Source organism: Pseudomonas donghuensis, from assembly GCF_000259195.1.
Classification (GTDB): domain Bacteria; phylum Pseudomonadota; class Gammaproteobacteria; order Pseudomonadales; family Pseudomonadaceae; genus Aquipseudomonas; species Aquipseudomonas donghuensis.
In genome coordinates this window covers 37,263-49,152 of sequence record NZ_JH650760.1, presented here as the reverse complement: position 1 = coordinate 49,152, position 11,890 = coordinate 37,263, and the positions used below count along the sequence as shown (strand labels likewise).

Here is an 11,890-nt window from a genome sequence, read left to right as displayed (position 1 = left end):
GAGCCCCCCGGCGCCGACGGCATCGAGCTGAACTTCGGCTGCCCCCACGGCATGCCCGAACGCGGCATGGGCGCGGCGGTCGGCCAGGTGCCGGAGTACGTCGAACAGGTCACCCGCTGGTGCAAGACGCACGGTTCGCTGCCGGTGATCGTCAAGCTGACACCGAACATCACCGACATCCGCCAATCGGCCCGCGCCGCCCATCGCGGCGGTGCCGACGCGGTGTCGCTGATCAACACCATCAACTCGATCACCAGCGTCGACCTCGAACGCATGGTCGCCCATCCCATCGTCGGCGACATGAGCACCCACGGCGGCTACTGCGGCTCGGCGGTCAAGCCGATCGCCCTGAACATGGTCGCCGAAATTGCCCGCGACCCGGCCACTCATGGCCTGCCGATCTGTGGCATTGGTGGTATCGGCAGCTGGCGCGATGCCGCCGAATTCGTCGCCCTCGGCTGCGGCGCGGTGCAGGTGTGCACGGCGGCGATGCTGCATGGTTTTCGCATCGTCGACGAGATGAAGGACGGCCTCTCGCGCTGGATGGACAGCCAGGGCTACCGCAGCCTCCAGGAGTTCCAGGGGCGCGCCGTGGGCCACACCACCGACTGGAAGTACCTGGACATCAACTACCAGGTAGTGGCCAAGATCAACCAGCAGGCGTGCATCAACTGCGGCCGCTGCCACATCGCCTGCGAAGATACCTCGCACCAGGCCATCGCCAACCTCAAGCAGGCCGACGGCAGCCACCGTTACGAGGTGATCGACGCCGAATGCGTGGGCTGCAACCTGTGCCAGATCACCTGCCCGGTGCAGGACTGCATCGAGATGGTCCCGCAGGACACCGGCAAGCCGTTCCTCGACTGGCAGCATGACCCGCGCAACCCCTATCACGAAGCGTCCTGAGGCCGAGGTAAAACAACGAGGGAGGATCATTGATCCTCCCTCGTTGGCTTTCGCTCAGCGCAAATCACTGCGCCGGTACAGGCTCAAGCCCACCGCCAGCGCCGCCAGCATGCCGGCGCAACTGCGGTTGATCCACTGCATGGTGCGCGCCGAAAAGCGCCGCATGGCGTGCCGCCCGCCATAGGCGTAGACGGCCATCATCAGCCCGTCGATCGCCGCGCTGGTGATCGCCAGCACCAGGTACTGCTCGGCCACCGGTTGCTCGGGGCGAATGAACTGCGGCAGGAACGCCGAGAAGAACAGCAAGCCCTTGGGGTTGGACAAGCCGACCAACAATGCCCGCAAGAAGGCCGAACGCCCCGTGGCGCCAGCGCTCACCGCGCTACGTTGCAAGGCGCTGCTCGGCGCCCGCCAGAGCACCCAGGCCAGGTACAGCAGGTACACCGCGCCCACCCACTTGACCACACTGAACAGCTGCTCCGAAGCCTGCAGCAACGCCCCCAGGCCGCAGCCCACCGCCGCAATCAACAGCAGGTCGGAGAGCATCGCCCCGGCCATGCCGAAACCGGCCACGCGCATGCCGTGGGACGCGCCATTGTTCAGGGCCAGGAGCATCGCCGGGCCGGGGGTGATCATCACCGCGCTGGCGGCGATAACGTAGAGCAGCAGGGTCGAGGCTTGCATGGCAGGCTCCGTGGACAGAAAGGCCCAAGCATGCCTTGGCCAAGCGGATCATGGCAATCGTAGCGGCCCGCGAATGCCTATATCATGGTGGCTAGAGGAACATATCCACGAGGAAGGAATCGTCATGCTGTACCGCCTGGGCGCCGATGGTCTGGTGCTGTTTCACCTGTTGTTCATCCTGTTCGTGCTGTTTGGCGGTTTGCTGGTACTCAAATGGCGCGGTGCGATGTGGTGGCACTTACCGGCGGTGTGCTGGGGGACCGCCGTGGAGTTCTTTCACCTCACCTGCCCGCTCACCGAATGGGAAAACCGCCTGCGCCAGGCCTCGGGCCTGGCCGGTTACGAAGGCGGTTTCATCGAGCATTACATCTGGCCGATCATCTACCCGGCCGGGCTGACGCCGGGCATCCAGCTGGTGCTCGGCTCGGTGGTGGTACTGGTCAACGGCCTGGTCTACCTGCGCGTCCTGCGCCAATGGCAAGCGCGGCGCCAGCAGCGCATCGCCTAGCGTGTGGCGACGATAAACAGGCGCGGGAACGGTAACAACACCGTGCCATCCGCTGCAGGCGGATAAGCCTGCTCCATGGCCTGCAGGTAGTACTGTAGAAAGTCTGCCTGCTCCTGCGCATCCAGCGCCGCCAGATACGGCCGCAGCGCCGAGCCCTTGAACCACTCCACCACCGCCGGCGCACCACCCGCCAGCGGGTGGTAGTAGGTGGTGCGCCACACGTCCACCCGCCGGCAATGGGGGCTGAGCACATCGTAGTAGTAGGCAGCGGTGTGCCGTGGCGGCAGCTTCAGGTCAGCGACCTTGCTGGCCCACGCGCCACGCCTTGCGATCTCGCGAATCTGCCGATGGGCCGGCTCGTCGAGGTTGTCCGGGGTCTGGATGGCCAGGCTGCCACCGGCCACCAGCTGGCGCACCAGGTGCGGGTACAGCTGGGCATGGTCGGGCAACCACTGCAGCGAGGCGTTGGCGAGGATCACATCGACGCCCTGTTCGGCGCTCCAGCTGCCGATATCACCCACGTCGAACGCCAGCTGCGGCAAGCGCTGGCGGGCGGCGGCGATCATGTCTGTAGAGCTGTCCAGGCCGGTGACCTGCGCCTCGGGGTAGCGCCTGGCAAGCACTTGCGTGGAGTTGCCCGGGCCGCAGCCCAGGTCCACGGCGCTGGCCACCGCCTGGTTGGGCAGCGCCGCCACCAGGTCGCGCACCGGGCGCGTGCGTTCGTTCTCGAAAGTGCTGTACTGCGCGGCGGACCAGGTCATCGCAGGTTCCTTGAGTGGCCTTGGGAATTCGAGCGTGGCCCTAGCATGCCGGTTACCCGCCGATTAGGAAACCTCACGCAGCAGCGCCGCGAGCTTGCGCCCGGCAAAACGCAGCTGCGCCGCTGTCAGGGCGGTGAAGCCAATCATCACCGCCGGTCTCAGTTGCACCTGCTGGCAGAAGCTGCCGATCGGCTGTAGCTGCAAGCCTTGACTGGCCGCGCGCTGGCAAAAGTCCTGCTCATCCGTCCCCTCTGGCAACCACAGGACAAAGTGCAAACCGGCTTGCTGCCCGCTCACCTCATAACCGCTCGGCGCCTGCTCGGCCAGGCACTCGAGCAACAGATCACGGCGTTGCTGATAGGCCTGGCGCGCCTGCCTCAGGTAGCGCACGAAACTGCCATTGGCCATGTACTCGGCCAGGCCCAATTGCTCGGTGACCCCGACCGCGCCACCGGTGCCCTGCAGGGTGGCCAGCAACGGCTCGCGCAGGCTGGCCGGCACCAGCATGAACCCTACGCGCAGGCCGGCGAACAGGGTCTTGTTGAAGCTGCCGCAGTAGATCACCCGATCGCTGTGATCCAGGGCCTTGAGCGCCGGCAGCGGCGCATTGTTGTAGTTGAACTCGCTGTCGTAGTCGTCTTCGACGATCCAGGCGTCGGCACGCTTGGCCCAGTCCAGCAACATCAACCGTCGCGACACCGACAGGGTCACACCCAGCGGCGACTGGTGCGCGGGGGTCACGCAGGCCAGGCGGGCATCAAGGTGGCGCTCGAGCAGCTGGTCATCGATACCCTCGGCCGTCACCGGCACTGCAACCACCTGCGCCCCGGCCCGCTCGAACAGCGACCTGGCGGTGCGGTAGCCGGGGTCTTCGACGCAGGCCTTGTCGCCTGGGCAGATCACGCTGCGCGCCACGAGGTCGATGCACTGGCGAATGCCGCTGGTGACGATCAGGTCCTGGGCATTGCAGCGTATGCCGCGATAGCTGCGCAGGTAGTTGGCAATCCGTTCGCGCAGGGCCGGCAGGCCGGCAGGGTCTGGCGAACTGAGCAAGGCTGTCGGCGCGCAGGCCAGGGCCCTGCCCAGGGCCTGGGACCAGGCCTTGACCGGGAACAGTGCCGGGTCGGCCAGGCGCGCGACAAACGGCACCCCCACCTGCACACCGGTAAGGCTCGAGGCTGTCGGCTCGCTGAGCGGCTGCTGCGCCAGCGCCAGTGGCGGGCCGCTGCCGGCAGCGATGAACAGGTCAGGAACGACCGCGCAGACCCGTGTACCGGAGCCGGCCACCCGGCTGACATAGCCTTCATCGCGCAAGCGCTCGAACACCAGCTCCAGGGTGCCGCGCGACAACTGCCAGCGCTCGGCCAGGGTTCGCGTCGAGGGCAAGCGGGTGCCGGCCGGCAGGCGCTTGTCAAGTATCGCATCGCGCAAGGCGGCATAGGCGCCTTGCTGCTTACCCTGGGCCAATGCCGGTGGCAGTGGTAGATCGAGGGCGATGGCGGCTTTGCCGTTGCGCATAGTGGTCCAATCAAATTCGCTCTTAATGGTGCTGCCGATTAAACCACATTGACCGTTAAGGTCGGCGCATCGACAACAAGGAAATGTTCCATGCGCACCACCCCCTCGCCCGGCCCACGAACCTGGTTGCTGTTGCTGCTGATGATTGTCTGCCTGCCGCGGGTGGCCCTGGATATCTACCTGCCCGCCCTGCCCGACATCGCCACGGCCCTGCACGCCAGCGACGCCCAGTTGCAACTGACGCTGACCCTGTACATGGTCGGCTACGCCCTGAGCATGCTGATCAGCGGCCCACTGTGCGACCGTTTTGGCCGCCGCCCGTTGTTGCTTCTCGGCGGCACTATTTACCTGCTGGCGAGCCTGGCCTGCAGCCTGGCCAGCAGCGTCGAGGTGATGATTGCCGCGCGCCTGTTGCAGGCCCTGGGCGGTTGTTGCGGGGCCGTCATCGGCCGGGTGATGGTGCGTGACCACTTCGACCGCCAGCAACAGGGCCACCTGCTCGGTTACCTGTCCATGGGCATGGCGCTGGCGCCAATGATCGCGCCACTGCTGGGCAGCCTCATCGAAACCACCCTTGGCTGGCGCTGGATTTTCCTGCTGCTGAGCCTCAGCGCCGCCCTGAGCCTGCTGCTGATCGCCCTGCGCCTGCCGGAAACCCGCCCGCCGCACGCCGCCGGACAGCGCCACGAGCCGGTGCTGAAGGTTTACCTGCGGCTGCTCGGCGACGGCTACTTCATGCGCTATTCACTGGCGATTGCCTGCGTGTATTGCACCTATTTCCCGTTCATCGCCGAGTCCTCGACCCTGCTGCAACGCAGCCTGGGCCTGAGTTCGCTGCAGTACGCCGCGGTCTTCGCCGTCACCGTCGGCGGCTATCTGGCCGGCTCGCAGCTGTTTCGCCGGCGCAGTGGGCGCTACAGCGCCGATGCCTTGCTCGGCCAGGCCATGTTCCTCAACCTGGGTGGCGCGCTGCTGCTGATGCTCACCACCCGCCTGTGGCCCGAGGCATTGCTGGCGATCGTCCTGCCGATGCTGCTGATCATGCTTTCGGTGGGCCTGGCCATTCCGGCCTGCCAATGGGCGGTGCTGCACCCCTATGCGGCCATCGCCGGCAGCGCCTCGGGGTTGTTCTTCTTCATCCAGATGGCCTTCACCGCCCTGTGCAGCCTGGTCATCGGCCAGTTGTCCGATGGCAGTGCCGGGCCCTTGGCGGGCATGACCGCGCTGGCCAGCCTGGCCTTTGCCCTGGTGCTCAAGCGGTTACGCAGCGAAGCGATTACCCTCAAGGCCAGTTCCGGCTAACATGGGCGATTACCTCACTTGCCGGAAGCCTGCCATGAGCCTGACCATCCGCCCTGCCCGGCGCGACGACGCCGCCCAGATCCTCGCCTTCATCACTGAACTGGCCGACTACGAACGTGCCCGCCACGAGGTGATCGCTTCCGTGGCCGACATCGAGCGCACCCTGTTCGATGACGGCGCCAAGGCCCTGAGCCTGATCTGCGAGCGCGACGGCCAGGCCATCGGCTATGCGGTGTACTTCTACAGCTATTCGACCTGGCTGGGGCGCAACGGCATCTACCTCGAAGACCTGTACATCACCCCCGAGCAACGCGGTGGCGGCGCCGGCAAACAGCTGCTGCGCCATATTGCCATCGAAGCCTGCGAGAACGGCTGCGGGCGCCTGGAGTGGAGCGTGCTGGACTGGAACGAGCCTGCCATCCAGTTCTACAAGTCCCTGGGTGCCCTGCCCCAGGATGAATGGGTCCGCTACCGCCTCGAAGGCGCCGGCCTTGAGGCCTTCGCCCGCGGTTGAGTGGCTGGGCAAGGCCGGCGCGATCGGCTAAGGTGCATGCCTTGCCCTACCCTCGCCTTGCCAAGGAATGCACTGAATTGAAGGCTTTATTTCGCGCCCTCCCGTCATTGTGCCTGGGCGCTGCCCTGGCAGCGTGCAGCACTACCCCCGCCGACCCGGTCAGTTTTAAGGAAAATGGCCTGTATGGCCTCAAAGACGCCAGCGGCAAGGTCATCGTTGCGCCGTCCATCGAGCTGCAACCGGTCTACCACGAAGGCATGGCAGCGGTTCGCATCAACAACCAATGGGGCTACATGGACCGCAAGGGGCAATTGGTCATCCCAGCCCTCTACAAGCGCCCCGGACCATTCAGCGATGGCCTGGCAGGCGTCTGCCTGACGTCTTCCGCATGCGGCTACATCGATACCCGGGGCCGCACCGTGGTGCCCTTCGACTATGACTGGGTCGAGAGTTTCGATGAAGCCAAGGACGACCTGGCGGTGGTCGCCAAAGGCAACCTGTACGGCATGATCAACCGCAAGGGCAAGCAGGTGATCCCCCTGCGCTTCAGCTCGCGGCCCATTACCGAGAAGGGCTATGTGCTGCTGAACGACAGCGCCAGCAAAAAAAGCGGCCTGATGAACACATCCGGCAAAGTGGTGCTGCCTTTCGAATACGACGGCATCGCCTACAATACCTGGGGCGGACGGCTGATCAACGACAACCTGCTGAGCGTGGCCAAGGAAGGTAAATGGGGGTTTGTCGACCTTAGCGGCAAGGTGGTGCTGCCCTATCTCTACGACAGACCCGGTTTTTTCCGTGACGGCCAGGCCATCGTCCAACGCGACGGCAAGCATTACCGGATCGACCGCCAGGGCAATGAAACGCCGTTGGAATACGAGCCGTTGAAGCTGCCCTGATAGCAATTCCGCTGATTTGAGCCTGGTGCACAGGAGCGTTGCCCATGGTCGTGAAAGCCAATAGCCAGACCTTCACCATCCTCGCCCAGGATCCTGCAGTGCGTAATGCCCGCGGCGAGCTGCTGTTCGCCCGGGTCAGCGTGCCGCGGGAAAGCCTCGGCCTGGGGCCCACCGGCTACCGCCTGAAGGTGGTCGACTTCGATGCCTCGCGCAACCAGCTGTATCACGCCCACGCCTACCAGCAGGACGCGGCCAGCGGCTGCATGATCGACCCCTTCGACCCGCCCGGCGAAGCGCTGCTGGGCAATCCGGCGTTCCATTGCCAGCACGTTTATGCGGTGGTCATGCGCACCCTGGCGCGTTTCGAGATGGCCCTCGGGCGCCGGGTTGGCTGGGGCTTCGATGGTCATCAGTTGCATGTGGTGCCGCATGCCTTCGTCGAAGCCAACGCCTTTTACTCACGGGCTGACCGGGCGCTGATGTTCGGTTACTTCAAGGGCCTGGACGGCCAGCATGTGTTCACCTGCCTGTCCCACGACATCGTCGCCCACGAAGCCACCCACGCGATTCTCGACGGCTTGCGCGGCGGCTTCATGAACGCCTCGGGGCCAGACCAGGCGGCCTTCCACGAAGGCTTTGCCGATGTCGTGGCCCTGCTGTCGGTGTTCTCCCTGCGTGAAATCATCGAGTTCGCCCTGACCAGTGGCGGGCGCATCGAACTGACCGTGCAGGGCGACCGGCGCCTGCTCAATGGCGATCAGCTGAGCCCGCAGAACCTCGCCGAATCGCTGCTGTTCGGTATCGGCGAAGAGTTCGGCCAGCAGCTCGAAGGCCTGCGTGCCAATGCCCTGCGCCGCTCGGTGATGCTGCCGCCGTCGACCGATTACCTTAGCGGCGAGCAGTTTGCCGAAGCCCACAACCGTGGCGAAATCTTCGCCGCCGCCATGCTGCGCAGCATGCTCGCCCTGTGGGTGGCGCGCCTGGGCGAACTGGGCAATTTTGGCGACAACCTGTACAACCTGCGCGAAGTGGTCGCGGAAGGCGCCAAGGCCGCCGACCAGTTGCTGACCATCGCCATCCGCGCCCTGGACTATTGCCCGCCGCTGGACCTGGAGTTCGGCGACTACCTGGCCGCCCTGCTCACCGTCGATGCCCAGGTGGCTCCGGATGATTCGCGCTACGACTACCGGTTGATCATCCGCACCACCTTCGAAGCCTTCGGTATTGTCCCGCCAGCGGCGCGCACCGACAGCGACGGCTGCTGGCATGGCTTTGCCGACAACGGCCAGGTGCAGTACCGCAACAGCCACTTCGACTCGATGCTGCGCGACGACGAAGAGGTGTTCCGCTTTCTCTGGGAGAACCGTGCGGTGCTGGGTATCGACGAGCGGGCCTACACCCAGGTGGTGTCGGTGCGCCCGAGCATCCGCCTGGGCACCGACGGCCTGCTGCTGCGCGAGAGCGTTTGCGAATACATCATGAAGGCCAACATCTTTGGCGCCGAGCTCAAGAGCGTGTGCAACATCAGTCCGCGCCCGGCCTGGATCAAGACCACCGACGCCCTTACCGTCTACGGCGCCGGCACGCTGATTTTCGATCAATACGGGCGCATCAAGTACCACGTCCAGCGCCCCCTCAATGACGGCCAGTGGCAGTTGCGCCGCTTGAGCTACCTGGCGGGCCTGGACAACGGCGAGCTGGACCTGCGCAACCCGCTGGCCCAACTGCACCGCCAGCGTGCCTGGCAGGTGGGACCGCTGCGCGAGGAGCAAGCATGAGCCCGACCAGCCTGACCCTCTATGCCTATCAGGTTGGTTTTGGCGACTGCTTCCTGCTGCGCTTCAACTACCCCGGCGCAGTGCGCCGCCATGTGCTGATCGACTTCGGTTCCATGGGCATGCCCAAGGGTGTCGCCCAGGGCCAGCGCCTGCTGGCCATTGCCGAGGACATCAAAGCCAAGTGCGCGGGCAAGCTCGATGCGGTGGTCGCGACTCACCGGCATGCCGACCATATCAGCGGCTTTGCCACCAACCGCGCCGGCACCGCCAGCGGTGATGTGATCCGCAGCCTGGCGCCGGAGCTGGTGCTGCAACCCTGGACCGAACAGCTTGAGCTGGCTGAAGACGCCAGCGCCCCCGAACAACCCGGCCTGCTCGGCGCACGCAGCATGGCCCAGACCCTCAAGAGCATGAATGCCCTGGCCAGCGCCGTGGTCAAGCTGCTCGATCAGGGCAAGCACGGGCTGTCCGAGGAGCTGACCCGGCGCCTGGGGTTTATCGGCGAAGACAACATCTCCAACGCCAGCGCGGTCAACAACCTGGCGAGCATGGGCACCCGCAACGCTTATGCGTTTTTCGGCAGTGAGGACGTCCTGGCCGAGCTGCTGCCCGGCGTGCGCACGCACATTCTCGGCCCGCCCACGGTCGAGCAGAGCGCCTCGATCCGCAAGCAGCGCAGCCGTGACCCGGCCGAGTTCTGGCACCTGCACCGGCAACTGCTCGATGCCCAGGTCAACCCGCCGGACGACGATCCGGGGCCCTTTGCCGACTACCCGGCGATGCGTGGCAGCAAACTGCCCATGAGCAGCCGCTGGATCGCCCGACGGGTGCGCGAAGCCCGTGGCGAGCAACTGCTGCAGATCGTCACTGCGCTGGACAAGCAAATGAACAACACCAGCCTGATCCTGCTGTTCGAAGTGGCGGGCAAGAAGCTGCTGTTCCCGGGCGATGCGCAGATCGAGAACTGGAGTTATGCCTTGAGCCACCCGGACATTCGCCAGCTGCTGGCGGATGTCGACCTGTACAAGGTCGGCCACCATGGCAGCCTCAATGCCACGCCAAAAAGCCTCTGGGGCGGTTTCAACAAACGGGGCAAGGCCGGGACGGCGCAGCGTTTGACCAGTGTGTTGTCGACCATGCCCGGCAAGCATGGCAACCCCGAGGCTGGCACCGAGGTGCCGCGGCGGCCGTTGCTGGAGGCGCTGGGCAAGGAGAGTGAGTTGCACAGTACCGATGGGTTGGAACCGGGAGCCTTGTATGAGGAGCTGGAGTTCAGCTTCTGACGGTCAGGGCCCTATCGCTGGCAAGCCAGCTCCCACAAGATCAGCATCCACAGTACCTGTGGGAGCTGGCTTGCCAGCGATGCTTTTGATCAGGGCTCCAACCCGATACCCCTGAGGATCACACTGGTCACCGTCTGCACCGCCCGCTCGAACTGCAGCTCCGACAAGGGCTGGTGGTCATTGAGCAGCCCCACCTGGTGGCTGAAATCCGCATAGTGCTGGGTCGAGGCCCAGATCATGTACAGCAAGCCCGATGGCTCCACCGGCAGGATTCGCCCATCCTCGATCCACTGGCGGATCTTCGCCTCCTTCATCTTCGCCCAGTCGTACAGCGGGTCATCCAGTGCTGCGCCAAGGTTCGGCGCGCCATGGATGATCTCGTTGGCCCAGACCTTGGAGCCATGGGGCCGGGTGCGCGAATGGTTCATCTTGGCGCGGATGTAACTGCTCAGCACAATGCGTGGATCGTCGTACAGCTCGAAGCACAGGGCATCCTGCTTCCACACATCGAGCAGGCCGAACAGCACCGCCTGGTACAGTTCGGCCTTGGTGCTGAAGTAATAGTGCACGTTGCTGCGCGGCAGGTCGGCGGCCTCGGCGATGTCGGCCATGGCCGTGCCGGCGAAGCCTTTTTCAGCAAAGACCTTTTCGGCGGCAAGAAGAATGTTGTCAACGTTGCGTTGACGAATGCTGAGCTTGTGCTGGGCCATGGGCGAATCCGCTGCGACTGACCCTGCAAGGCTACCACTGCCGGGGCATTCGTGCGCTGCAGGCAAAAAGGTTGTGCCGCGATGGGCATTTTTCTGCGTGTGCACAGTCGCAATACTGCACGCCTTGTTTATCAACGCCCGCACTGAAGGAACCCGCTAATGACTATTCCCGCCCTCGGCCTCGGCACCTTTCGTCTCAAGGATCAGGTGGTAATCGATTCGGTGGCCACCGCCCTGGAGCTCGGTTACCGCGCCGTCGATACCGCGCAGATCTACGGCAACGAAGCCGAAGTCGGCCAGGCCGTGGCCGCCAGCGGCATCGGCCGTGACCAGCTGTTCATCACCAGCAAGATCTGGACCGAGAACCTGGCCGCCGACAAGCTGATCCCCAGCCTCAAGGACAGCCTGGGCAAGCTGCGCAGCGACTACCTGGACCTGACCCTGATCCACTGGCCATCGCCTAAGGGCGCAGTGCCCGTCAGCGAATTCATGGGCGCCCTGGCCGAAGCTCAAAAACAGGGCCTGACCCGGCAGATCGGGGTGTCCAACTTCACCATCGACCTGCTGCGCCAGGCCATCGAGGTGGTCGGCAAAGACGCCATCGCCACCAACCAGATCGAGCTGCATCCATACCTGCAGAACCGCACGCTGGTGGACTTCATGCACAGTCAGGGCATTGCCGTGACCTCGTACATGACCCTGGGCTACGGCAAGGTCCTGCAAGACCCGGTGATCCAGCAGATCGCCGCGCAACACCGTGCCACCCCGGCGCAGGTGACCCTGGCCTGGGCCATGCAGCTGGGCTATGCGGTGATCCCGTCCTCGACCCGGCGCGAGAACCTGGCCGGCAACCTCAAGGCCCGCGAGCTCAAGCTGAGCGATGAGGACATGGGCAAAATCGCCGCCCTCGACAGCGGCCTGCGCCTGACCAGCCCCGAGGGCCTGGCGCCGGCCTGGGATTAACCGCGGTCGGTGCAGACCCGGGCCAGTTTCAGGTACTGCAGGTTGTGTTGCTGGCCGCGGGCAT

12 protein-coding genes are annotated in these 11,890 nt (G+C 65.0%); 8 read left to right on the top strand and 4 right to left on the bottom strand.

From position 1 onward, the window contains the following. The coding region (preA, locus tag UW3_RS26660) for an NAD-dependent dihydropyrimidine dehydrogenase subunit PreA (RefSeq protein WP_010221810.1) at positions 1-906 on the top strand (906 nt) is incomplete at its 5' end. Between the two features lie 54 nt (positions 907-960). Here preA and UW3_RS0108000 read toward each other — a convergent pair. Next, the gene (locus UW3_RS0108000) at positions 961-1,590 is read right to left on the bottom strand and encodes a LysE family translocator (RefSeq protein WP_010221809.1); all 630 of its coding nucleotides are present in this window, start codon (positions 1,588-1,590) and stop codon (positions 961-963) included. Between the two features lie 124 nt (positions 1,591-1,714). Here UW3_RS0108000 and UW3_RS0107995 point away from each other — a divergent pair, with 124 nt between their 5' ends. After that, positions 1,715-2,098 carry a DUF2784 domain-containing protein gene (locus UW3_RS0107995; protein ID WP_010221808.1) on the top strand — a complete coding sequence of 128 codons (384 nt, stop codon included), beginning with the start codon at positions 1,715-1,717 and terminating at the stop codon, positions 2,096-2,098. Here UW3_RS0107995 and tam read toward each other — a convergent pair. After that, positions 2,095-2,859 (bottom strand): trans-aconitate 2-methyltransferase, encoded by a 765-nt coding sequence (tam, locus tag UW3_RS0107990; RefSeq protein WP_010221807.1) that lies wholly within the window; start codon positions 2,857-2,859, stop codon positions 2,095-2,097. The genes UW3_RS0107995 and tam overlap by 4 nt on opposite strands. A 63-nt stretch (positions 2,860-2,922) precedes the next feature. Then, the gene (pdxR, locus tag UW3_RS0107985; RefSeq protein ID WP_010221806.1) at positions 2,923-4,377 is read right to left on the bottom strand and encodes a MocR-like pyridoxine biosynthesis transcription factor PdxR; all 1,455 of its coding nucleotides are present in this window, start codon (positions 4,375-4,377) and stop codon (positions 2,923-2,925) included. Between the two features lie 90 nt (positions 4,378-4,467). On the opposite strand from pdxR, the gene UW3_RS0107980 reads away from it, so the two are divergent. From UW3_RS0107980 to UW3_RS0107960, 5 genes are all read left to right on the top strand, one after another. Next, positions 4,468-5,679 (top strand): multidrug effflux MFS transporter, encoded by a 1,212-nt coding sequence (locus UW3_RS0107980; protein WP_010221805.1) that lies wholly within the window; start codon positions 4,468-4,470, stop codon positions 5,677-5,679. Positions 5,680-5,713: 34 nt separating this feature from the next. Then, the gene (locus UW3_RS0107975; protein ID WP_010221804.1) at positions 5,714-6,193 is read left to right on the top strand and encodes a GNAT family N-acetyltransferase; all 480 of its coding nucleotides are present in this window, start codon (positions 5,714-5,716) and stop codon (positions 6,191-6,193) included. A gap of 77 nt (positions 6,194-6,270) precedes the next feature. Then, positions 6,271-7,092, top strand: coding sequence for a WG repeat-containing protein (locus UW3_RS0107970; protein ID WP_010221803.1), 822 nt, complete (start codon positions 6,271-6,273; stop codon positions 7,090-7,092). A gap of 44 nt (positions 7,093-7,136) precedes the next feature. Next, positions 7,137-8,870: a gluzincin family metallopeptidase gene (locus tag UW3_RS0107965; RefSeq protein ID WP_010221802.1), complete on the top strand. Its 1,734-nt coding sequence runs from the start codon at positions 7,137-7,139 to the stop codon at positions 8,868-8,870. Then, positions 8,867-10,153, top strand: coding sequence for a ComEC/Rec2 family competence protein (locus tag UW3_RS0107960; RefSeq protein ID WP_010221801.1), 1,287 nt, complete (start codon positions 8,867-8,869; stop codon positions 10,151-10,153). The genes UW3_RS0107965 and UW3_RS0107960 overlap by 4 nt, the downstream gene beginning before the upstream one ends. 89 nt (positions 10,154-10,242) lie before the next feature. Here UW3_RS0107960 and UW3_RS0107955 read toward each other — a convergent pair whose 3' ends face one another. Beyond that, on the bottom strand, positions 10,243-10,863 hold the full coding sequence (locus UW3_RS0107955; RefSeq protein WP_010221800.1) for a TetR/AcrR family transcriptional regulator: 621 nt from the start codon (positions 10,861-10,863) through the stop codon (positions 10,243-10,245). 159 nt (positions 10,864-11,022) lie between these two features. On the opposite strand from UW3_RS0107955, the gene dkgB reads away from it, so the two are divergent. Further along, positions 11,023-11,826: a 2,5-didehydrogluconate reductase DkgB gene (gene dkgB / locus UW3_RS0107950; protein ID WP_010221799.1), complete on the top strand. Its 804-nt coding sequence runs from the start codon at positions 11,023-11,025 to the stop codon at positions 11,824-11,826. Positions 11,827-11,890: the final 64 nt, after the last annotated feature.

What these genes read in the sequence shown, in the direction of transcription:
- UW3_RS0108000 (WP_010221809.1), bottom strand. Translation starts at nt 1,590, where the DNA reads ATGCAAGCCTCGACCCTGCTGCTCTACGTTATCGCCGCCAGCGCGGTG.
- UW3_RS0107995 (WP_010221808.1), top strand. Translation starts at nt 1,715, where the DNA reads ATGCTGTACCGCCTGGGCGCCGATGGTCTGGTGCTGTTTCACCTGTTG.
- tam (WP_010221807.1), bottom strand. Translation starts at nt 2,859, where the DNA reads ATGACCTGGTCCGCCGCGCAGTACAGCACTTTCGAGAACGAACGCACG.
- pdxR (WP_010221806.1), bottom strand. Translation starts at nt 4,377, where the DNA reads ATGCGCAACGGCAAAGCCGCCATCGCCCTCGATCTACCACTGCCACCG.
- UW3_RS0107980 (WP_010221805.1), top strand. Translation starts at nt 4,468, where the DNA reads ATGCGCACCACCCCCTCGCCCGGCCCACGAACCTGGTTGCTGTTGCTG.
- UW3_RS0107975 (WP_010221804.1), top strand. Translation starts at nt 5,714, where the DNA reads ATGAGCCTGACCATCCGCCCTGCCCGGCGCGACGACGCCGCCCAGATC.
- UW3_RS0107965 (WP_010221802.1), top strand. Translation starts at nt 7,137, where the DNA reads ATGGTCGTGAAAGCCAATAGCCAGACCTTCACCATCCTCGCCCAGGAT.
- UW3_RS0107960 (WP_010221801.1), top strand. Translation starts at nt 8,867, where the DNA reads ATGAGCCCGACCAGCCTGACCCTCTATGCCTATCAGGTTGGTTTTGGC.
- UW3_RS0107955 (WP_010221800.1), bottom strand. Translation starts at nt 10,863, where the DNA reads ATGGCCCAGCACAAGCTCAGCATTCGTCAACGCAACGTTGACAACATT.
- dkgB (WP_010221799.1), top strand. Translation starts at nt 11,023, where the DNA reads ATGACTATTCCCGCCCTCGGCCTCGGCACCTTTCGTCTCAAGGATCAG.